At 45.5% G+C, this 20925-nt stretch carries 21 protein-coding genes and 2 tRNA genes; 17 read left to right on the top strand and 6 right to left on the bottom strand.

Annotated elements, in window-relative coordinates; all coding sequences use genetic code 11:
* Positions 1-47: 47 nt before the first annotated feature.
* The 7 genes from HY200_01130 to HY200_01100 all read left to right on the top strand — a co-directional run bounded on the left by HY200_01130 (position 48) and on the right by HY200_01100 (position 7749).
* On the top strand, positions 48-719 hold the full coding sequence (locus HY200_01130) for a hypothetical protein (GenBank protein ID MBI3593539.1): 672 nt from the start codon (positions 48-50) through the stop codon (positions 717-719).
* Positions 712-3135 carry a homocysteine S-methyltransferase family protein gene (locus tag HY200_01125; GenBank protein ID MBI3593538.1) on the top strand — a complete coding sequence of 808 codons (2424 nt, stop codon included), beginning with the start codon at positions 712-714 and terminating at the stop codon, positions 3133-3135. Before HY200_01130 ends, HY200_01125 begins: the two co-directional genes overlap by 8 nt.
* A 75-nt stretch (positions 3136-3210) precedes the next feature.
* Entirely contained in the window at positions 3211-4353 is a 1143-nt protein-coding gene (locus tag HY200_01120; GenBank protein ID MBI3593537.1) for a nitronate monooxygenase, read from the top strand.
* A 21-nt stretch (positions 4354-4374) separates the two neighbouring features.
* Positions 4375-4551 (top strand): hypothetical protein, encoded by a 177-nt coding sequence (locus HY200_01115; GenBank protein MBI3593536.1) that lies wholly within the window; start codon positions 4375-4377, stop codon positions 4549-4551.
* Between the two features lie 47 nt (positions 4552-4598).
* Positions 4599-5381, top strand: coding sequence for an SDR family oxidoreductase (locus HY200_01110; protein ID MBI3593535.1), 783 nt, complete (start codon positions 4599-4601; stop codon positions 5379-5381).
* Positions 5382-5543: 162 nt separating this feature from the next.
* Entirely contained in the window at positions 5544-6323 is a 780-nt protein-coding gene (locus HY200_01105; GenBank protein MBI3593534.1) for an SDR family oxidoreductase, read from the top strand.
* 151 nt (positions 6324-6474) lie between these two features.
* Positions 6475-7749, top strand: coding sequence for a Glu/Leu/Phe/Val dehydrogenase (locus tag HY200_01100; GenBank protein ID MBI3593533.1), 1275 nt, complete (start codon positions 6475-6477; stop codon positions 7747-7749).
* 84 nt (positions 7750-7833) lie between these two features.
* Here the strand turns inward: HY200_01100 and HY200_01095 are convergent.
* Positions 7834-7913: transfer RNA gene (locus HY200_01095), tRNA-Leu, on the bottom strand.
* A 42-nt stretch (positions 7914-7955) separates the two neighbouring features.
* Entirely contained in the window at positions 7956-8540 is a 585-nt protein-coding gene (gene pyrE / locus HY200_01090; protein ID MBI3593532.1) for an orotate phosphoribosyltransferase, read from the bottom strand.
* 198 nt (positions 8541-8738) lie between these two features.
* On the opposite strand from pyrE, the gene HY200_01085 reads away from it, so the two are divergent.
* The 6 genes from HY200_01085 to HY200_01060 all read left to right on the top strand — a co-directional run bounded on the left by HY200_01085 (position 8739) and on the right by HY200_01060 (position 14232).
* A complete protein-coding gene (locus HY200_01085) occupies positions 8739-8912 on the top strand; it encodes a hypothetical protein (GenBank protein MBI3593531.1) in 174 nt (57 codons plus the stop codon).
* 24 nt (positions 8913-8936) lie between these two features.
* On the top strand, positions 8937-9728 hold the full coding sequence (locus HY200_01080; protein ID MBI3593530.1) for a sulfite exporter TauE/SafE family protein: 792 nt from the start codon (positions 8937-8939) through the stop codon (positions 9726-9728).
* A 109-nt stretch (positions 9729-9837) separates the two neighbouring features.
* Positions 9838-11946 (top strand): hypothetical protein, encoded by a 2109-nt coding sequence (locus HY200_01075; protein MBI3593529.1) that lies wholly within the window; start codon positions 9838-9840, stop codon positions 11944-11946.
* A gap of 156 nt (positions 11947-12102) precedes the next feature.
* Positions 12103-12468 (top strand): PilZ domain-containing protein, encoded by a 366-nt coding sequence (locus HY200_01070; protein MBI3593528.1) that lies wholly within the window; start codon positions 12103-12105, stop codon positions 12466-12468.
* A gap of 18 nt (positions 12469-12486) precedes the next feature.
* Positions 12487-12858 (top strand): PilZ domain-containing protein, encoded by a 372-nt coding sequence (locus HY200_01065; GenBank protein ID MBI3593527.1) that lies wholly within the window; start codon positions 12487-12489, stop codon positions 12856-12858.
* Between the two features lie 78 nt (positions 12859-12936).
* Positions 12937-14232: an NAD(P)-binding domain-containing protein gene (locus HY200_01060; GenBank protein ID MBI3593526.1), complete on the top strand. Its 1296-nt coding sequence runs from the start codon at positions 12937-12939 to the stop codon at positions 14230-14232.
* 13 nt (positions 14233-14245) lie between these two features.
* Here HY200_01060 and HY200_01055 read toward each other — a convergent pair whose 3' ends face one another.
* Entirely contained in the window at positions 14246-16864 is a 2619-nt protein-coding gene (locus tag HY200_01055) for a PAS domain S-box protein (GenBank protein MBI3593525.1), read from the bottom strand.
* Positions 16865-16986: 122 nt separating this feature from the next.
* On the opposite strand from HY200_01055, the gene HY200_01050 reads away from it, so the two are divergent.
* Positions 16987-17346 (top strand): PilZ domain-containing protein, encoded by a 360-nt coding sequence (locus tag HY200_01050; protein MBI3593524.1) that lies wholly within the window; start codon positions 16987-16989, stop codon positions 17344-17346.
* A gap of 2 nt (positions 17347-17348) precedes the next feature.
* Here HY200_01050 and HY200_01045 read toward each other — a convergent pair whose 3' ends face one another.
* The 3 genes from HY200_01045 to HY200_01035 all read right to left on the bottom strand — a co-directional run bounded on the left by HY200_01045 (position 17349) and on the right by HY200_01035 (position 19153).
* Positions 17349-18176, bottom strand: coding sequence for an ABC transporter substrate-binding protein (locus HY200_01045; GenBank protein ID MBI3593523.1), 828 nt, complete (start codon positions 18174-18176; stop codon positions 17349-17351).
* A gap of 70 nt (positions 18177-18246) precedes the next feature.
* Complete coding sequence (locus tag HY200_01040; GenBank protein ID MBI3593522.1) at positions 18247-18921, bottom strand: peroxiredoxin; 675 nt, start codon at positions 18919-18921, stop codon at positions 18247-18249.
* A gap of 159 nt (positions 18922-19080) precedes the next feature.
* A tRNA-Lys gene (locus tag HY200_01035) sits at positions 19081-19153 on the bottom strand.
* A 133-nt stretch (positions 19154-19286) separates the two neighbouring features.
* Between HY200_01035 and HY200_01030 the strand changes: the two genes are divergently transcribed.
* The 3 genes from HY200_01030 to pyrR all read left to right on the top strand — a co-directional run bounded on the left by HY200_01030 (position 19287) and on the right by pyrR (position 20900).
* A complete protein-coding gene (locus HY200_01030; GenBank protein ID MBI3593521.1) occupies positions 19287-19523 on the top strand; it encodes a hypothetical protein in 237 nt (78 codons plus the stop codon).
* Positions 19524-19528: 5 nt separating this feature from the next.
* Positions 19529-20149: a NifU family protein gene (locus HY200_01025; GenBank protein MBI3593520.1), complete on the top strand. Its 621-nt coding sequence runs from the start codon at positions 19529-19531 to the stop codon at positions 20147-20149.
* A gap of 184 nt (positions 20150-20333) precedes the next feature.
* Positions 20334-20900 carry a bifunctional pyr operon transcriptional regulator/uracil phosphoribosyltransferase PyrR gene (pyrR, locus tag HY200_01020; protein MBI3593519.1) on the top strand — a complete coding sequence of 189 codons (567 nt, stop codon included), beginning with the start codon at positions 20334-20336 and terminating at the stop codon, positions 20898-20900.
* Positions 20901-20925 lie beyond the last annotated feature (25 nt).

The raw sequence follows: 20925 nt of genomic DNA, 5'->3' as shown, positions 1-20925 counted from the left end.
ATGCTATTATAGGCCGATTTTTGGATATCCTCTCTTTAAATGAGATCATGATCAAGAGCTTAAAACCGATTACCTTACTTAATATTCCTTTTACGATTGATGAAGCTGAAATAATCAGGGAATTGCGGCTTCCCAAATATAAGTCTTTAAAGGAAATTCCCGAAGAAAATATTGCCAAATATATTAAAAAGGCCATCGATATCGGGTATACCCTCATCAGCGGAAAAGGGGTCTACCGCACAGTTAAAATTGAAAAGGTCTTTAAAGACCACGTGACCTGCGATCTCAGTACGACGCTTTTTCAGGGAAGCAATATGGTCAAGCTCCTGAAGAAATGCGATTATGCAACGCTTTTGGTCTGCACGATGGGTCCGGAATTTGAAAAGAAAATCGATGAAATCAAGGAAGACGAACCTGCCGAAGCCTTTTATCTCGATCGAATAGGCGCCTGGATGGCCGATTATTTTGCAGATCCAGTAGAGAAGCTGATTGAAACGGAAATCAACAAAAATGGTTATCAAAAAACATTTCGATTTGGCGTGGGGTATGGAGACTGGAAACTGCCTGTACAGGCCGAGGTCTTGAAAGTTACCGAAGCCCATAAGATCGGCGTGACGCACAATGAAGCATTTATCATGGATCCCCGTTTTTCGGTTTCGGCCTTGATCGGCTGGGAAAGAAAAGCGGAAAAGAAATCAGTTCCGGGGACAAATGTCTGAAATACTCGATCGTCTAAAAACTGAAATTTTGATTTTGGATGGGTCGATGGGTGCCCTTCTGCAGGGGCGGGGTCTGCCAAACGGGTACGCTCCCGATCTCTGGAATCTGGAGAATCCCGAAGCCATTGTGGATGTTCATCGGGAGTATATTTTGGCTGGAAGCGATATCGTCCTGACCAATACCTTTGGTGCAAGCCGCATTCGATTAGGGGAATATAACGCACAGGACAAAATAAGGGAGATTAACGAATCGGCTGTCAAAATTGCCAGAAAGGCGGCCGGCGGAAAAAAAGTCTATGTGGCGGGTGATATCGGTCCGTCGGGAACAACCATCGCACCGTTTGGAGAACTTGCTTTTGACAAGGCCGTTCACCTTTTTTATGAACAGGCCTTTGAACTGGTTCGGGCCGGCTGCGACCTGATTGCCATTGAAACGATGTTTGACCTGCAGGAAATGAAAGCGGCCATTATTGCGGCAAAAGAAGCGGTTCAGGGGAAGAATATTCCTATCATGGCCCATATGACCTTTACCCAGGATGGGATTACCGACACAGGGTCTGATGCTGAAACGGCGGCAACAGTGCTGGAGGGGCTGGGCGTTGAAATTTTAGGCGTAAATTGTTCTACCGGACCGGAACATATGCTTCCGGTCATCAAAAAGATGTCAGAAACAACCCATGTCTTTATTTCGGCGGAACCAAATGCGGGATTGCCTATTCAAATCAAGGGGACCACTGTTTTTCCGGCCACTTCCGATGAAATGGCTTCCTACGCCGATCGTTTTATCGAATCGGGCGTAAATATATTGGGAGGATGCTGCGGGACAACGCCTGACTATATCCGAAAGATTAAGGGAATTCTTTCCGGCCGACGGCCTGCGCCGAGAAATGTCAGAAAGGGAATGAAAATTTCAAGCCGAATGAAAACAGTCTATGTCGGACCTGGACATCCCTTTCTCAAAATCGGTGAAAAAATCAATCCGACAGGGAAAAAACTTTTCAGCCAGGCGATTAAAGAGGGGAGAACCGATCTGATCGTGGCGGCGGCGAGAAAACAGTTTGAGGCAGGCGCGACGGCCCTTGACGTGAATGTCGGTGTTCCGATGATTAATGAAGCAGAAATGATGGGAAAAGCAGTCACGGCAATCCAGAATGTGGTCAACGTTCCACTGGTCATTGACAGTTCATTCGTCAATGCACTGGAATATGGCATGATCTATTACCCGGGCAAAGTTCTGGTCAACAGTGTCAATGCCGAAGAAGAGCGGATTCAGGAGATTTTTCCCCTGGTCAAAAAGTATGGCTCTTCTGTCATCGCCCTGGTTGCGGGGGATGAGATCCCTGAAAAAGCTTCACAGCGGGTAAAAAACGCAGAAACTATTTTGAGGCGGGCCGCGGATTATGGCATTCGCAAGGAAGATATTATCTTCGATTGCCTTGCGCTGACAGTTTCCGCTGTTCAGGAATCAGCCACGCAGACGCTTGAAACCATCCGGTTGATCACCACTGAATTGGGATCTCCCACCTCGCTGGGCTTAAGCAATGTTTCGTTCGGCCTTCCCAATCGCCATATGGTTCACAATACTTTCCTGGCACAATGTATCGCGGCGGGTTTAGATGCCGCCATTCTGGATCCCTACGATTTGGAAATGCACCAAATCGTCTCTGCAGCCTCTCTTTTTGCCAGAAGAGATCCTGAGTGCAGAGCCTTTATTCAGGTCCAGGCTGACCTGGAGGGGAATAAAGATGCGCCCAAAGAGGCACCTCCCCAAACAACACGGGAAAAGATTTACAAGGCCGTGCTGGAAGGAGAGCGGGAAAGTATTACCCAGCTGGTCAAGCAGGGTATAGACGAAAAACTGGAAGCCTTTGACATGTTCCTGAATGTCATGACTCCCGCCATTCGAAAATTGGGAGATCTGTTCGGCGAACGGAAGAAATTCATTCCCCATTTGGTCGCTTCGGCAGATACCATGAAGCGAGGCGTCGATTTTCTTCTTCCTTATCTCGAAAAATCGGGAAATATGGAAAAAAAGGGAACAATTGTATTTGCCACGGTCAAAGGAGATATTCACGATATTGGCAAGAATATCTGCTGTCTTATGTTAAGAAATTTCGGATTCAACGTCATTGATCTGGGCAGAAATGTTCCGATGGAAACGATCTTAAAGGCCGCCGAGGAAAATAAGGCCGATATCATCGCTCTTTCCGCTCTCATGACGACGACGATGATGCAGATGAAGGTTGTTGTCGATGAAGTGGACACCCGCCAGTTACCCTATCAAATTATGATTGGCGGAGCGGTTACGACAAAGAAATTTCAGGAAGAGATCAGGGCTCAAGCCTATGGTAAGGACGTCGGCGAGGTGGTTACCGTCGCGGAAAACCTGTTAGATTCCAGAAAGAGTGTGCTATAATAAAAGCGTTCCCATCTGCGTTTTGTGATTGTAGTCGATCCCGCGTCTTCTCAGAATAAACGAAAAGGATTCTTTATGAATTCAAAACAAAATATCACTCTTCCATCACTGACGATTGGGAAACACACCTCGCGATATCCTGTCATTCAGGGAGGAATGGGAATCCGGATATCTGCTTCGAGATTGGCCTCAGCGGTGGGAAATGCCGGCGGGATTGGTGTGGTCTCAACTGTGGCACTCGGCCTGGATTCACCCTATTACAAAAAGGACGGCGCTACATCCAAAGATTATTTTCGTGCCAATATTCTGGCGCTTCGGGATGAACTCCGAATGACCCGGGAAAAAAGCCCGAAAGGAATTTTTGGCGTTAATTGCATGGTTGCTATTACCGACTACGAAGAGATGGTCAGAACTTCCGCGGAATATGGTGCGCAAATTATTTTTTCCGGCGCAGGTCTGCCCGTCAATCTTCCGGAATATGTCAAGGAATACCCGGATGTGGCCATTGTTCCGATAATTTCTTCAGTTAAAGCCGCATCCATTATCATTAAAAAATGGGAAAGACTGCACCAAAGGATGCCTGATGCCTATGTGGTCGAGACTCCCAATTTTGCCGGAGGGCATCTCGGTGCCAGGCCAGATGAAATTACCGATCCGGTCTTTGCTCTGGATAAAGTCGTTCCCGAGGTGTTGGAATTTTTGCATAAAGAGGCCCAGCTTAACATTCCCGTTATTGCAGCCGGAGGTATCTTTTATCACAAAGATATCCTGCGCATCATGGGATTGGGCGCCCATGGCGTGCAATTAGGTTCGAGATTTGTAGGCACATTTGAATGCGATGCGGCGGATAGTTTTAAAGAAATGTTCATAAAAGCCAAGGAAGAAGACATTGTTATTGTTAAAAGTCCCGTCGGCATGCCGGGACGGGCAATTCGAAGCGAATTTACTGAACGTTTTGAAAAAGGGCTTGAGGTCGATGATAAGTGTTTTGCCAAGTGTTTAAAACATTGCGCCTGCCGCGACAAGAGAGAGACTTACTGTATTGCATCCATGCTTGACAAAGCGCAGAGAGGAAATCTGGAAGAGGGTCTGTTTTTTGCAGGAACGAACGCCTGGAAAATTAAAAAGATTGTTTCCGTTCAGGAACTCATGGAAGAACTTGTTGGAATTAATCAGATGGCGGAAGAAACAGCCGTCTCTCCTTCCATTTCTTCCTGAATTTGATCAAGGAAAAATGCAATGTGTCCTGCTGAAGAGAATATGAATCAAGGAATCGCCTCCGGAAAAAAGGGAATGGAAAATCTGGTGACCTGTCCCAAATGCCAGTTTGTCTACGATATTCGTTATCTTTCGGAATCGTGCCGGTTTGATGAAGAGGCAGGTTATCTTTGCATGAACTGTAGTGCCATTCTGTAAGATCAAATTTCCCAAACATCATTCAAAACATGAAGTAAAATCTAACGATGAGATTAAAAGATAAGATTGCGATTGTGACGGGCGGCGGAACTGGCATCGGAAAATCCATAACGGAATCCTTTGTCAAGGAAGGGGCGCGTGTCATGATCTGTTCAAGAAATCTTGAGAATTTAAATTCGACCGCAAAGTCATTAAATAATCAGTATGGCGAAGAAAAGGTCTTTGCGCTGTCGGTCAATGTCAATAAGAAGGAGGAAGTTGAGAGTTCCGTTGCCGAAGTCATCCAGAAATGGGGCGAGGTTCATATTCTCGTGAATAATGCGGGACGGTCCGGAAGATTGCCCTTATTGGAAAGCACGGACGAGGAGTGGCTGGATATTCTAGATACGAATCTCAACGGGATTTATTTTTTCAGCAAGGCCGTCTTAAGGTCAATGAAAGATCAAAGTCACGGAAGAATCATCAATATCTCTTCCGTGCTTGGGAAGTTTGGCGTTGCGGGGTATACGGCCTATTCTGCCTCTAAACATGGTGTCGTTGGTTTTTCGAGCGCATTGGCCCTGGAGGTTGCTCCACGAGGAATAACGGTCAACACGATTTGTCCCGGTTGGGTAGAAACACAAATGGCGTCTCAAGGAATCCAGGAAACCGCGAAGGCCTTGAATGTCTCTACCGACGAATTCAGAAAAATGGCCATTAATGCAATACCGATCAAGAGATTTGTCGCTTTGGAAGAGGTTGCGGAATTGGCGATCTTCCTTTCGGGCGAAGAGGCGCGGGCGATTACGGGGCAGGCCATTAATATCTGCGGCGGCTCCGTCATGCATTGAAATGAAGGCTGTTGAAAATGCCTAATTAGCTGCGTTCTCGTTCCGAAATCAACTTCAACGTACTAAGCAAGTACGCCTCAGTCGCTCTCGAAACTGCGGCCTTGCTACTCAGTCTTTTTGAACAGCCTTTTTGAAAAAATTAATACAGAAAGATAAATTGAAATGGTATTAAAAGATAAAGTCGCGATTGTCACCGGAGGCGGACGAGGCATCGGGAAATATATTGCCCGGAGAATGTGTGAAAGCGGTGCCAAGGTGGTCATTTGTTCGAGAAATGAGCGAAATCTGGAAAAGACAAGAAAAGATTTCGAAAAGCAATCCGGATACGAGTCTCTGATTATTCGCGCCGACATTTCGCTTAAAGATCAGGTTCAGATGGTCATAGACAGAACGCTTGAGAAATGGGGCAAAGTGGATATTCTCGTCAATAATGCCGGAACTGGCGGCATGAATCCAATGACCTGGCTGGACGATGGCCAATGGTTTGCAATGCTTGAAACCAATCTCCATGGACTCTATTTTATGACCAAAGCGGCGCTCGCCCAGATCCAGAAAAATAAAACAGGGAGGATTATCAACATCGCATCACACCTTTCCAAAACGGCCCATCCTTGTTATACCGCTTATTGCACTGCCGAACATGCAATCCTCGGATTTACGCGCTCCCTGGCTCTTGAGGTTGCAGAAAACGGGATTACGGTCAATGCGATCTGTGCAGGCCTTATCGATACTGACTTTGCCAAGAAAAGAACTTTTGAAATGGCCGATCAATTGGGTCTTCCCCAGCGAGAATATACGCAAAATGTCATAAACTCCGTACCGATTAAGCGACTGATCGATCCCCTCGAAGTGGGATCACTCGCCGTCTATCTGGCTTCGGATCAGGCGCAGGCGGTGACGGGACAGGCGATAGATATCAATGGCGGACTCCTCGTTCCCTAGCATTGAGTGTTGATAAAGGCTATATGCGTCGTTCTCGTCTTTCGGACGTCTTCAACGTACTGACTAAGTGCGCCTCAACCGTCCTCGAGACTGCGACCTTGCCTATCACCCTCTCTGAACACTCAGAACATTTAACGGATTTCATAAATTAATGCTGAAAGAACGACGTACTCTTCCAGAATACCATTCACCCATCTATCAGATGGCGGTCTCCCAGTTTGAAATAGCAGCCGAACTCCTTCATCTCGATCCCAATATTCGCAGGCGGCTGATTGTTCCTAAAAGAGCATTGCTGGTCAGTGTTCCTGTCGCCATGGATGACGGGCATGTAGAAGTATTCCCGGGGTACCGCGTTCATCATGATTGTACCCTCGGGCCTTCAAAGGGGGGAATACGGTACCACCCCGACGTCACCATGGGGGAAGTGAGCGCCCTCGCAATGTGGATGACCTGGAAATGCGCACTGGTCGGACTTCCTTTTGGCGGGGCCAAAGGGGGAGTCAGTTGCGATCCGAATCAACTTTCCCGAAAGGAACTTCAGAGACTGACACGCCGGTTCACGTCGGAAATCCTGATCATGATCGGCGCAGATATTGATATTCCCGCACCTGACATTGGGACAAATGAACAGATTATGGCATGGATGATGGATACGTACAGTGAATTAAAAGGGTATACCGTCCCAGGGATTGTAACGGGGAAACCTTTGATTATTGGTGGATCCATGGGGCGCAACGCAGCCACCGGGCAGGGTCTGGTCTATATTTTAGCGGAGGCACTGAAACATAAGAAGAGCGCCTTATCCGGTAAAAAAATTGTGGTGCAGGGATTTGGAAATGTGGGTTCCAATGTGGCGGAGATCCTTTTCAAAGAAGGATGTCAAATAATCGGCGTTTCGGATGCCTTTACGGGTCTTTTTCATCCAAATGGCATTTCGATACCGCGATTAATTGAATATGTTAAACGGGAGAGAGTCGTTGAAGGATATCCCGAAGCTGAAAAAATCAGCAATGAGGAACTGCTCAAGCTCAAATGCGATGTTCTCATACCTGCGGCTATTTCCAACCAGATAACAAAGGAAAATGCCTCCAAACTTCAAACCGCTATCGTGTTGGAGGGTGCCAATGGGCCAACAACACCCGAAGCGGATCGAATTTTGAAAGAACGGGATATCTGGGTGATTCCCGATATTCTGGCCAATGCCGGCGGAGTGACAGTCTCTTATTTTGAATGGGTTCAGGGGATGCAGAATTTTTTCTGGAAGGAAAAGGAGGTGATGGAGAAGCTCAAGGAAGTTATGACATCGGCGTTTGCCCAGGTTCTTCAAACTTCTCTTAAAGAAAAGGTCGATCTGCGCACCGCCGCTCTGATGCTTGGAATCAAGCGGATTGCCGATGCCTACCTCGCACGAGGATTATTTCCGTAATCAAAGCAATAGAAGATTATTAGAATTTACTTAAAGTAATTCATTAAAACAAAGGGAATACGGGGAGACCGGTCTTCCGAGGAATGCGAGAGGGGGGAGTTGAACCCCCATGGTTTCCCGCCAGATCCTAAATCTGGTGCGTATACCAGTTCCGCCACTCTCGCGAGAATTTTCAATTGGATTGAGAGATAAACGTGGAATAGGGGCTAGGCTTTGAGAAGATCCTCTACTGTAAATAGAGAAATGACTTCATAACCCAGTTTTTCGAGCTTTTCTTTACCACCTTCTTTGCGATCGACCAGAGCGATGACGCGTATGACTTTGCAATCCAATTCCTTCAAAATCTGAATTGTCTTTTCAACGGAAGTTCCGCCCGTTAAAACATCATCCACAATGACAACTTGTGACCCTTTCTTAAGATTTCCTTCAATAAAAGGAGATTCCCCGTATCCTTTCGGATCTTTTCTGACAATAAATGCGGGTAGAGGCGATCCTTCGCCATAACTTAATACGGATGCCGAGATTGCAAGTGGATCTGCTCCCAGAGTCATTCCACCAATCGCATCGACTTCAATGTCATGAATGGCATCCAAAATCAACTGACCTACCAAAAATCCGCCGCTTGGATCGAGCGTCACCTTCTTGCTGTCAATATAGAAACGACTTTTTCTGCCGGAAGAGAGGGTAAAAACAGGGTGGTCATTATAGATAAAGGATTCCTTCAAAAGTTTTAAGAGTTGATTCCGGAGAGAAAGTTTTTCTTTCTTATCCAGTTTTCGTTCAAGACTCATCGTAATGTGCTCCGGGATGGACGTGACAAAATACGATTCCATAGGAATCGCTTCATGTTAAAAGATAAAAGCTAAAAAAGCAAGTGTTCTGGCACAGTTCTCCCAGTGAGAGATATTCCTAGTTGATTAATCCGTGGAAATATTTTATTCTTCCTTCACTTGAACATCTTTGGAATTCGATTTATGGGGGAAGAAATTATGACTAAGAAATGGTTTAAGAGCAAAACCATTTGGTTTAATATTATTTCAATTCTCATCGCGATAGGTGGATATGTTTCTGGCGTTGTCGATATTAACGCGGGTCTGACAGCGGGAATTATTGCCTTGTTTAACCTGGGGCTGAGGTTTCTTACCTACAGGCCAATCGGCTAACCTGGAGAAAGTCAAATGATATAAATGCTTGGGTCTATCCTGGTCTATCTTATTCCCGGAGCTTTATCGGGTTTCTTGGCCGGTCTGTTTGGCATAGGCGGCGGAATTATTGTTGTCCCTTCTCTCCTGTTTATCTTTTCGATCAATCACATTCCAGAATCCCATATTCTTCATCTCGCATTGGGAACGTCAATGGGCTCCATTTTATTTACATCGGTATCCAGTTTCAGGGCGCATCATCTCCGAGGCTCGGTTAACTGGAGCGTTTTTCGCTCAATCGTTCCCGGCGTACTGTTCGGAACTGGAACGGGAACGATCATTGCTGGCTACTTAAACACCTCTCTCCTAAAGTTATTCTTTTTTTTATTTTTGGTTTATACGGCTACACAAATATTATTCCACTCTTCCACAAGAACCTTTTGGAAATTGCCTGGAAAGGCAGGTATGTTTTTAGCCGGAGTCGTGATCGGAGGAATTTCAAGTTTGGTCGGAATTGGAGGCGGAACTTTGTCAGTCCCATTGATGCTGAGATCTAACGTCAAGATTCATGAAGCAATCGGGACTTCGGCAGCGATCGGTTTTCCGATCGCCGTTTCAGGGACATTGGGTTATATTCTTAACGGTTTTTGGGTAAAAGATCTTCCCCCCTATAGCTGCGGATATCTATATGTTCCTGCGTTGATAGGGATTGTTTTGACAAGTATGATGACCGCTCCCATTGGGGTGAAGTGTTCTCACCAGCTCCCTGTGGATCGCTTAAAACGTTATTTTGCGATCTTGCTCTATTTTATAGCCGGAAGAATGATATTGACGTGATTCAAATTCAATACTTTTCCCGTCTTGGATCTGCTCATACGAGATGGTTTTCCCTTATCATTTGAAAGGAAAAACGGTATAATGGAACTAAAATAAATGAGTCCTCGTGATGCATCCAACTTTTATTAAAGTAATACTTTCAATAGTATTTGTAAGTATCATTGTAAATTGTGGTTCTGCGCCTCAATCTAACAGTTCCTCTGTCTTATCCTCTTCCAGTTCTTCATCCAATAACCCCTCTTGCGCCGATTGGATATCTGTCTCAGCCAAACCGATTTATCGTGTGGCCTGGTCTCAGTCTCTTGCCCTTTATGCGGCTGTAGGGGAAAATGGGACGATACTGGTTTCTCCTGATGGAGTCAGTTGGAATAAGAGCGCTTCCGGAACAACCAATACGCTGGTCGGAATTACTTGGTCGCCGTCTCTTTCACTTTTTGTGGCAGTCGGCGGCCCTGGTCTTATTCTCACTTCGGCTGACGGGATGACCTGGACCACTCGAACATCCGGCACGACCAATTTGCTCTACCGGGTGAACTGGATAGGAGGTCAGTTTTTGGCTGTGGGTGGAAATGGAATAATTTTGGATTCAAGAGACGGGATCCATTGGTCCGGTTTAACGACTTCGACCAATCAGCCCCTTTACAGTGTGGATTGGTCCGGAACGGAATATGTCGCGGTTGGAAATGTGGGAACCATTTTGACTTCTCTTGACGGAATAATCTGGACGGATCATTCTTTAATAGCATCTGCCAGTTATACCCCACCGGCATTTAATGACGTAAAATGGATAGGAGGAATCACTCAGCCGCTGTTTGTTGCGGTAGGCGAAGCGGGATCCATATTCACTTCCCCGAATGGAATTTCCTGGACGAATCAACATTCGGGATATTCCCTCTCAAACCTGGCCTGGAGCGGATCAAAAATTGTGGCCGTTGGAAATAACGGAACCATTCTGACTTCGCCGGATGGAGTGACATGGTCAACTCAGTCATCGGGAACAACGAATCACCTTTTTGGAATTATCTGGACTGGTTCAAACTATCTTGTAGTCGGTGAATCGCGGACCATTCTGACTTCCGGAGACGGGATCGCCTGGGTCCTTCAGACGTCAGGGACCACGCGGTTACTCTCCGGTTCGATCTGGACCGGAACGCAATACCTGGTGGTCGGAGATCTAGGGACACTTCTCACTTCTCCGAACGGAATTGATTGGAGCGTAGGCAATACCCAGACCGCCAACTCTCTGAATGGTATTGTTCAAGCCGGGCCCAATATCGTGGCCGTAGGCGAGAACGGAACGATATTGACTTCGCAAAATGGGACCTCCTGGACCACCGTTCAAAATTCACCCACGGCGGTTACACTTTACAGCGTGACGTGGTCAGCCAGCAATACGCTTATGGTTTCAGTAGGCGATCGCGGCACCATTCTGACTTCAACGGATGGAACACTCTGGACTCTTCAATCTGTGAATTCAAATTTTACCGATCCCTTGTACAGCGTCGCCTGGTCAGGAAGCCAGTTTATCGCCGTGGGAGGTTCCGGGAAAATTGTCACGTCAACCGATGGCGTACATTGGTCCGAACAGACTTCAAATGTCAATAATACGCTGCATGGTATTGCGACATCTAACAGCCTATACGTGGCGGTTGGAAGCCTTGGAATCGTTCTGACTTCGTCTGACGGAATCATCTGGACTTACTCCTTTCCCGGTAACAGCAGCACCTTCAACAGTATCGTCTGGTCGGGCAGCCTCTTTGTCATCGTCGGAGATTCCGGAACGATTCGGACGTCACCGGATGGAGTCACTTGGACGTTGCAGCCGGCCGGCACTTTCCAGAGATTGCTAGGTGTCATCTGGTCAGGAAGCGACTTTCTGACCGTAGGGGACGCAGGACTTATTTCAATATCATGTACGGGTGGCCCAAATGTCCAGGTCACTCTCCCGGGAATCGGTTTGCCGTCAGCTCCGGTTAATTTGCTTGCCAGTGCGGGAACCGGAACAATCTCTCTTTCCTGGGATGATGTTCCTGGAGCAGACTCCTATAACGTTTACATGGGAACAACTTCCGGACATTATACCTCCGTGACGAATACGACGATTCCCAACTTGCAGCTGACTCTTGCCACAGGAAATACATTTTATTTTATAGTAAAAGCTGTCAATGGTTTGGGCGAAGGACCTGCATCTATTGAAGTGAATGGCACACCCAACTAAACTTCCGACAAATGAAGCCACTTTCCGCTCATGGTCCCGAATCATTCATTTGTGTTATTCCCGCTTTGCCGGATTTAGGGCGTTTCTTGACAAATGTCCTAAATCATGTACCTTTAATGAGGGGATCCTCTTACTCACTCTTCAGGCCAATCGGCGATGCATACACCAAGAAAATATCCGCGTTTTCCTATTACGGGCTCAGCCGTCGTCAAGACTGGCTATAGTCAACTGGAATTTCCTGGCTCAATTGAAATGTTTTCCAGGTGTGGTGTCGGCATATCGACTCAAGTCGTGATTCAAAAAGGAACCCCCATATTTCTCGAAGCCGATATTCATACGGGCTCACGTACTTCAAGAGTGCTCTTGAGCGGGGTGGTAAAGAATTTTACGGAATGGGGCGAGAAAAATTTGATCGGTGTGCAATTTGACCAGGAAATTAGCCCCGATCATGAACCCCGTCTATATGATTATTTGGGCTGTCTTGAAAAGGAACTTATTAAAGAGTTTAATCGCTTCTCCTAATCTGAAAAGATGTCCACCTTGATAAAAAAACCCGAATTCAACCGCAATTTTCCAAGACTCAACATTGACATGTTGGCTTACTACCCAATTTCAATAAACGGAAGTTACGAAAAAGAAGTCCCTCTTTATCTCAAAACAATTGGAAAAGGCGGACTGATGTTCCTTTCTTCGATTCCCCTTTCGGTTGGAAAAGAACTTCCGATGAGACTGCTTTACTACTCAAAGCTGATCGAATTTACCGCACGAGGTGTCTGGACAGAAAAAATCCAGAAACGAGACACTTATATATTTAAGAGCGGCGCCATATTTACAGACATTTCAAATGAAAATTTGGACACGATCAACCACATCGTCAATATTCACACGGGAAACAAGTCTTTTTTCAGTTAAATGTGACCTTTCCCCGTTGCAATACCTGCCTGCTCGCAATCAAAAATTAGATAGAAAAGGAAAAGGGGAGTTCTTTTCATGACTTTTGAACCTATCATTATCATCTCGATTTCAATAGTGCTCATATGGACCATCCAGTCAATCTTGCGCAAGAAAAAGGATAACCATAACCTAATGAAACTTGAAACAGCTCGGAAAGAAGGTTTAACGGAGCCTCCTTCTCTTCATCCGGTAATCGATCCGGATCTTTGCATCGGTTCTGGAAGTTGCATATCGGCCTGTCCGGAAGGGGATGTTCTTGGGTTGATAAAAGGAAAAGCAGCCATCATTAATCCAACCCACTGCATCGGACATGGAGCCTGTTTTGCCGCCTGTCCGGTCGAGGCCATAACGCTTGTTTTTGGCACCAAGAAAAGAGGTGTGGATATTCCGCATGTCAAGCCTGATTTCGAAACCAATGTGCCGGGCATTTTCATAGCTGGAGAACTTGGAGGAATGGGTCTCATTCGTAACGCGGTCGAACAGGGCCGGCAAGCAATTGAATCCATTCGAAAACTGAAATCAACCGGAACGCCTTTGGATCTGGTTATTGTAGGAGCGGGACCGGCCGGATTTTCGGCCACACTTGCCAGCAAGCAATTCCAGCTTCGCTCGATCACGCTGGAGCAGGAAGCTCTCGGAGGAAGAGTGGCTCATTTTCCACGTGGGAAAATCGTCATGACCCAGCCCGCCAAACTTCCCCTGGTGGGAGAAATAAGATTTGGTGAAATCGGGAAGGAGAAGCTTCTGGTATTTATGAAAGAAACAGAAGCTAAAACCGGAATCAAGATCCAATACAATGAGAGAATGGACTCTGTTGAAAAGATCGATCGCGGATTTATTGTCAAGACCTCGCAAGCTTCCTATGAAACCCGTGCGGTCCTCCTCACACTGGGAAGAGGTGGAACGCCACGGAAACTGGGCGTACCCGGTGAAGAACTCCCGAAAGTGGTTTATCGGTTAATCGATCCAGAACAATACAAAAATCAGCATATTCTCGTCGTCGGGGGAGGGGATGCGGCTCTTGAGGCAGCCGTTTCAATCGCAATGGAACCACGTTCGACAGTTACCTTATCCTATCGGGGAGAGGCCTTCTCACGGGTAAAAGAAAAAAATCGTCAGAAATTAAATGAGCTCAATTCCTCCGGAAAAGTCAAAGTTATTCTCAATTCAAATGTAAAGGAAATCAAAAAAGACAGCGTCAGTATAGAATCGGGAGGAAAAATCTCCGATCTCAAAAACGACACAGTCATCGTTTGCGCAGGAGGAATTCTCCCAACTGATTTCCTCAAGAGCCTTGGCGTAGAGATTGAAACAAAATTTGGAACGAAATAGAACAACTTCGTGGTTAAGATTGCAGGACCTGGTTCAGAACCTTACTGATATCCTGGATTCGGTACGGTTTGGCAACACACCCCCGGAAGCCGTATTGTCTGAAGTTAGCCATGATGGGGTCATTGGAATACCCGCTCGATACAATTCCTCTGACTGCAGGATCGAACGCCATCATTTCCTGGATCGTTTCTCTTCCTCCTTTCCCTCCTGGGACCGTGAGATCCATAATGACTGCATTAAAACCGCGGCCAGTTTCCTTTTCCTTCCGATAGATATTAAGTGCTTCTTCCCCATGTGTGGCCAATTCGACATCGTACCCCAGTTTTTTTAACATTTCTGAAGCCATACTTCTGACAAACTCTTCATCATCCATCAGTAGAATTCTTCCAGAGCCCTTAAATATCTTCTCACTTTGGTTCTCCTCGGCAGGAAAATTTTTCATGATGGCAGGAAGATAAACTGTTATCGAGGTACCTAAACCCACTTTCGAATCAATCCCGATTGTTCCGTTATGATTTTTGACCACTGAATAGGCGGAAAAAAGTCCAAGTCCGGACCCCTTTTCCTTCGTGGTGAAAAAGGGATCAAAAACCCTGTTAATCTGATCCGATGGAATTCCCTTTCCGTTATCTTTAAACGTAATTGCAACATAGGGGCCTACATCCAGGATGAGCGCCGTCGCACGAGGTTCCTCAATATTTGTATTTGCCGCACTGATAATGATCTCTCCTCCATCCGACATGGCCTGCTTCGAATTGATTACCAGGTTATGTACCACTTGGGCGATCTGTCCCGGATCGAACTCTCCCAACCAGAGATTGTCCGGAAAATAGAAGACTGACTTGATATTAGACCCCCTCAAAACAAAACGGGTTGATTCTTCGACCAGGCGGGCGATAGAAGTCACCTTTTTTTGAGGGGCGCCCCCTTTCGTAAACGCCAGTAACTGCGAGGAAAGGTCTCTCGCTTTAAGGGTGGCCGTTTCTGTTTCGTTGAGGTACCGAATCGCCGTTAATCCAGGATCGAGTTCTGTTTTGGCGAGTGAAATGTTTCCCAATATTGCGGTAAGAATATTGTTAAAATCATGAGCGATTCCGCCCGCCAGAAGTCCCAATGAATCCAGTTTCATTTTTTTTAAAAGTTCATTTTGAATCTTCATTTGCTGGGTGACATCTCGAAAAACCAGAACGACTCCCAATATGTTTCCTTGCGAATCCTGGATTGGAGCACCGCTGTCAGCAATTGCACGTACTGTCCCATCCCTTGACTTTAAAATCGTATGATTGGCAATGGCAACAGTTCGACCGGTTGAGATGACTTTGGAGACAGGATTTTCTAAAGCGGACCCGGTCAATTCGTTGTAAATTTGAAATACTTCAGGAAGAAATTTCCCTTCCGCCTCTGCCTGGCTCCATCCGGATAGATCCTGGGCAACAGGATTCATTAATGTCACTCTTCCCTCTTTATCCGTTGTAATGACTGCATCGCCAATAGAACCGAGTGTGACCAGTAAACGTTCCTTTTCAGCAATGAGTTTGCTTTCCTGGCTCTTTTTTTCGGTAATGTCGTAAGCAATTCCTAAAACGCCTGTGATCAAGCCATTTCGATCGCGAAACGGTTCGACATGGGCAGTCCAGAAACGGGCACCAAAAAGAAATTCATAATGACCAGATTCTCCTTTTAGAGCATCCTGATGTTTTTGAACTATTAATTCTTTCAATGGACTCTTTTCAAGCAAAGTGGAAATTGATCTGCCAAGTATCGGTTCCCCTCCAGGACTGGGTTCAATCATTACCGCACCGGTCGAAGTCGTAATTCGCAGAAATGGATCCGTGGTCCAAATAGATGCCGGCATCTGCTCCATGGAAAGGCGGAGCCGGGCTTCGCTGCTTTCGAGTGCCTTCCGGTCAATTTCCGATTTTTCAATGATCTTTCGTGAAGCATAAATTCCGAAGAAGAGGAGACAAATTCCAATGGATGAAGTCGCCACTTCTGAAATCAATGTCATTTTAAAGTATAAATAATTTATCTTATCGGAAAATTCTGAAAAGAGATATTCCATTCGTCTATCAAGATCTCTCAATTGCTCAATACTTTCCTTGACGGTAATCTGATTTACCGGATTTTGTTTCAGATTTTGATGATAATATTCTCCAATCAGATCCAGTGATTGAACCTTTTTAGAACCTTCCTGAATAATATTTTTACTGACCTTAAAGAACTCCGAATTTCGTAGCGTTCTGAAGAAAATTGCTATTCGAAAAATATCTCCATCGCCAAATTTCAATTCCTTCATCTGGGTTGAAAACAGCCTGAAATCCAGATTCTGTTTGTCCAATTCATCTTGAGCACTCTTATAAAGATAGAGGGGAACCAGATGAGCTTTATAATCCTGAAAATCGCTCTCTGAACGAGAATCGAGATAGGTCTTTAATGAAATAACCGCATTATAATAATGTCCCTTGAAACGGCTTTCAGCAAGAATAAACAGCCGTAAAACATTATTGATTTCAAAGGCGAACAGAAAAACGGTGAGATTGACGGTAAATGTGATAAAAAAGAGCCAGATAATGAGCGAATTTCTATTGATTGTTCGGTGGGTTGATTTTCTCCTTTCCGCATCTAATGGCAATAAGATTCTCCTTATTTCCGTTAAGAATCAAATTTAAATTATACCATTCTCCTTCCGGATTCAACTTAATTAAAGGTGTAAACTCTTTTGTCTTTTAAACTGGTTTTAAGTATAATAGGCACATGGTTTCCAATTCAGAACTCATTTGGAAGCGAAAGGATGACCGGGTCATACTGGATTTAGGCGGGGACTATCGAATCCTCGAGCCCTATCAAAACAAAGTCCGAAGTCTCAGCACAATTCGAAATCTCGGAAGAGGGGGAGTTTTGATTATTTCATTCGATCCCATTCTGGTCGGGACTCCTCTGCAGATGCGATTTTACCATCAGAGAAATATTATCACGGTTAACTCTCGTGTTGTATGGGCCGCCGCACCGGGAGTCAAAGAACCTTCCGGCTACCAAATAGGGGTGAAATTCGAACCCGTCTTGCAGGTCTCTCTCCTGAATATCGATTTTCTTATCAAGAATAAACAGATTTAGATTCATTTTAACTTCGGGTTGAATCCATGCTTCCGTTTTGCCTCCCAGTTTAAAATGATCGTTGAGAGTTGTTCCAGTCCAATTGTCAGGGCGGCAGGGCCCGGCTGGAGAATATCTGATGCGCGAATTTCAAAAATATTTCCGTTTCGAATTGCGGGAATGATATTCCACCCGTCCCGGTTTCTAACGTCTGAGATATTAAAAGGTTTTCCACACCAGGATCCAATGATAATGTCTGGCATTTGTTGCATTATTTCAGACGAATCCCGTAAAATCCGCTCCGCCGCAATCGATCGAGTCGCAAGCTCCGCGAAACAATCCGTTCCTCCGGCAACGGTGATTAATTCTGAGACCCATCCAATCCCGCAAATGAGAGGTTCGTCCCATTCTTCAAAATAGACAACGGGATTACGAGTTAACAACGCACTCTTCTTGCGGATTTTCTCGATCTTGCCAATGATCCGGGACATCAGTCGTCTTGCTCCGGCTTGAGCACCCACCATGCCACCAAGCATGAGTATCATGTCGAGAATCCCTTGAATTGTCCGCTGATTAAAGAGATGTACCTGAAGACCTGATTTTACGAGCTCTCTGAATAGATCTCCCTGAAGATCGGAAAAACCCAGGACCAAATCCGGATTCAACTGAATAATGTTTTTGATGTCTGCCGAGGTAAATGAGGAAACCACTGGTTTTTCTTTACGTGCCCGGGGTGGCCTATCCGTGAAACAAGAAACGCCCACAATACGGTTTTCTTCGCCAAGCTGATAGAGGACGTCAACCGTTTCGCCTGACAAACAGATAATGCGCTCGGGTAAACGAGCTTTCATTCAGAAATGATCATCGCCTTCATTTTTTAGATAAAGAAAGGGCGAGCAGCAGCTCGCCCGGGAAAGGATTTTACCGATCGACTTTGGGAAGCTCTTTCAGACAGAGGTAGAAATCCTGATAGAGATAATCCTTACCTTTATGACTTTCGCGTTCTCTCACTTCTTCCATCTTTTTAGGAGGCGGGACCACCACTCGATTTCCAGGCGTCCAGTTAACCGGTGTTGCAATCGCAAATTGATCAGCAGTTTGAAGAGCATTGACCAGTCTAAATATCTCTTCGACATTTCTTCCCACATTCATGGGATAATAGACCAGCGCCCGAATGGTCCTTTTCGGGTCGATCACAAAAACAGCCCGAACGGTGGCCGTCGCACTCGCACCGGGGTGGATCATCCCATAGGCTTGTGAGACCCGGGTGTCGATATCGGCAATCAGGGGGTAGGGGATTTCGACTCCCATTTTTTCCTTTAAGTTCTGAAGCCATGCCAGGTGGGAATGTATGCTATCGACACTGACACCAATAAGTTTCGTATTAATTTTCCTGAAATCGTCGCTTCGTTTCGCGAACTCCATCAGTTCGGTACTGCAAACCGGAGTGAAATCGGCCGGATGAGAAAACAGTACGACCCACTCTTTTCCCTGCCATTCGCTGAAAACCATATCGCCGGATTGAGTTGTAACTGCTTTGAAATCAGGTGCTGCATCTCCAATTTTGGGTAAACCCGTTGCTTCCGTCATATCCATCTCCTTATCACATATCGGGTTAATAAGAATTAAATTATAGTCACGCTCTGGCTGGGAAGTCAAACCATTAAGAGTAACGCTTGTTTTTGTTAACAAAGCATTACTAAAATCTGAATTTTAGTCAATTTAACCCAAGAAATCCTAAGTGAAGATCAATGATGGGCTGTCGCGGGATCGAACCGCGGACCCGCTGATTAAGAGTCAGCTGCTCTACCAACTGAGCTAACAGCCCGTAAAAGGAAGGAATGACACAAAAATTGAGTCATTTCTTGTAGCATTTTATGGGAGATTGAGTCAAGAATTGATTTTTATTGTATACATCGGCTCGTTCTTCAATCTAAAATGGACAGAAAGGAAATGATGGATTGGAAAAGAAAGAGAGCGAGATCATGTTGAAATGGGTTGAGGCTGAAGACGGGTATCTTACCAAAAGAGATATCTTGTTTATCTATACGATGCTGGCCGAAAGAATCAAGGAGGCCACCGATAGCAAAGTGCCTGAAAAAGCGGAGTACGAACTGGAACTTTGGCTGAAAATGCAACCGGCGGTATTGGAAATGAACGGCTTTGATATCTCACTCCCGTCTCCGGAGAATAATTAGGACATATGTCCGGTCAAGAGAACCATATCGAGATTCCAATCGTCACATTCACAAAGGGAGCGATTGATAAAATTCGCGATTCGCTTCTCGGAAAAGACAAATCGGGAATTCGCCTGACGGTTTTGCGACAAGGGGGAGAGTTTGTCTACCAATTCAGCTATGTCGAAAGAGAAAAAGTGAATCCGAACGATGTCCTGTTTCATTTCGAAAACTGTTTATTCATTATTGATCATGACTCTGTTCCCCTCATCCGGGGAGCACAAATTGATTACCTTCTTACAGGATTGACCCAGGCGTGGGTTATTGATAATCCCAATCCCGCATGGGACAGTGAAATATCCATTGAGATCGCGAAAATATTTGATGAACAAATTAATCCAGGTGTGGCCGAACATGGCGGACATATCAAATTGGTAGGCTTGAAGGAACATATCGCCTACGTCGAGATGTCGGGAGGATGCCAGGGTTGCAGTATGGCCGGGAAAACACTTAGACACGGCGTCATGAAAATACTGTCAGAGAAATTTCCTCAAATAACTGAATTAATCGACGTGACGGATCATCACTCCGGAACCAAACCTTATTTTCAAAGTGAAACAGGAAGTATTCCGACATTTAAGTCTTGAGTTTTCTTGACTTCTTTAGTTTAGTCCGGTAGAATAAACTCAACCTTTAAACCTAGTTCAGTGAAACTAGAAAGGAACTTTTTGTGTCGGACTCTTTTATATATGCGATTGAAATAAAGGGAACTGCTATCAAGGATAAAAAGCCTTCTTTCCTCCCAGGGAAGAGGGCTTTTTTTTGTTTCTTATGAAACCATTTCACGAAAAACTGATTCTGGATCGGATAGGAATTGCAAGGTCCCTCAGTAGAATTGCACATGAAATTATCGAAAAGAACAAGGGAACAAACGATCTGATTTTAATTGGCATTCGAACCTGCGGCGTCCACCTTGCCAATCGATTAAAAAAGAAAGTCGCCGAAATTGAGAAGGTTGAGCTGCCGACCGGCGTTCTGGACATTACACTCTATCGAGACGATCTTATGACCAAAAAGGACCGACCGATTTTGAAGACGACCGATATTCCGTACGATATTACAAAAAAGAGAGTGGTACTCATCGATGACGTCTTGTTTACCGGTAGAACCATTCGAGCTGCGTTGGATGGATTAATGGATCTGGGACGCCCGGAAACGATTCAGCTGGCCGTCCTGATTGACCGGGGTCATCGAGAACTACCCATTCGGGCTGATTTTGTCGGGAAGAATCTTCCAACAGGGAAAGACGAGAAAGTAAAAGTTCTCCTGGAAGAAGAGGGGGAGGAGGACCGGGTGGTCATCCTCCACTCTCGTCGCGAAGACTCCACTGTTTGTTGAAAAATCTTCATCTGCAGCGTTCTCG

This window comes from Nitrospirota bacterium, assembly GCA_016194305.1.
In the GTDB taxonomy this organism is placed as follows: domain Bacteria; phylum Nitrospirota; class Nitrospiria; order JACQBW01; family JACQBW01; genus JACQBW01.
The sequence above is the reverse complement of the archived record's forward strand: the minus strand, read 5'-3'. Positions and strand labels throughout refer to the sequence as shown.

Bases quoted from the DNA above. Each gene is read 5' to 3' on its own strand.
- HY200_01075 (MBI3593529.1), top strand. From the start codon at position 9,838: ATGCATCCAACTTTTATTAAAGTAATACTTTCAATAGTATTTGTAAGT.
- HY200_01100 (MBI3593533.1), top strand. From the start codon at position 6,475: ATGCTGAAAGAACGACGTACTCTTCCAGAATACCATTCACCCATCTAT.
- HY200_01070 (MBI3593528.1), top strand. From the start codon at position 12,103: ATGCATACACCAAGAAAATATCCGCGTTTTCCTATTACGGGCTCAGCC.
- HY200_01080 (MBI3593530.1), top strand. From the start codon at position 8,937: ATGCTTGGGTCTATCCTGGTCTATCTTATTCCCGGAGCTTTATCGGGT.
- pyrE (MBI3593532.1), bottom strand. From the start codon at position 8,540: ATGAGTCTTGAACGAAAACTGGATAAGAAAGAAAAACTTTCTCTCCGG.
- HY200_01045 (MBI3593523.1), bottom strand. From the start codon at position 18,176: ATGAAAGCTCGTTTACCCGAGCGCATTATCTGTTTGTCAGGCGAAACG.
- HY200_01060 (MBI3593526.1), top strand. From the start codon at position 12,937: ATGACTTTTGAACCTATCATTATCATCTCGATTTCAATAGTGCTCATA.
- HY200_01105 (MBI3593534.1), top strand. From the start codon at position 5,544: ATGGTATTAAAAGATAAAGTCGCGATTGTCACCGGAGGCGGACGAGGC.
- HY200_01110 (MBI3593535.1), top strand. From the start codon at position 4,599: ATGAGATTAAAAGATAAGATTGCGATTGTGACGGGCGGCGGAACTGGC.
- HY200_01050 (MBI3593524.1), top strand. From the start codon at position 16,987: ATGGTTTCCAATTCAGAACTCATTTGGAAGCGAAAGGATGACCGGGTC.
- pyrR (MBI3593519.1), top strand. From the start codon at position 20,334: ATGAAACCATTTCACGAAAAACTGATTCTGGATCGGATAGGAATTGCA.
- HY200_01040 (MBI3593522.1), bottom strand. From the start codon at position 18,921: ATGGATATGACGGAAGCAACGGGTTTACCCAAAATTGGAGATGCAGCA.
- HY200_01085 (MBI3593531.1), top strand. From the start codon at position 8,739: ATGACTAAGAAATGGTTTAAGAGCAAAACCATTTGGTTTAATATTATT.
- HY200_01025 (MBI3593520.1), top strand. From the start codon at position 19,529: ATGTCCGGTCAAGAGAACCATATCGAGATTCCAATCGTCACATTCACA.
- HY200_01130 (MBI3593539.1), top strand. From the start codon at position 48: ATGATCAAGAGCTTAAAACCGATTACCTTACTTAATATTCCTTTTACG.
- HY200_01115 (MBI3593536.1), top strand. From the start codon at position 4,375: ATGTGTCCTGCTGAAGAGAATATGAATCAAGGAATCGCCTCCGGAAAA.
- HY200_01125 (MBI3593538.1), top strand. From the start codon at position 712: ATGTCTGAAATACTCGATCGTCTAAAAACTGAAATTTTGATTTTGGAT.
- HY200_01120 (MBI3593537.1), top strand. From the start codon at position 3,211: ATGAATTCAAAACAAAATATCACTCTTCCATCACTGACGATTGGGAAA.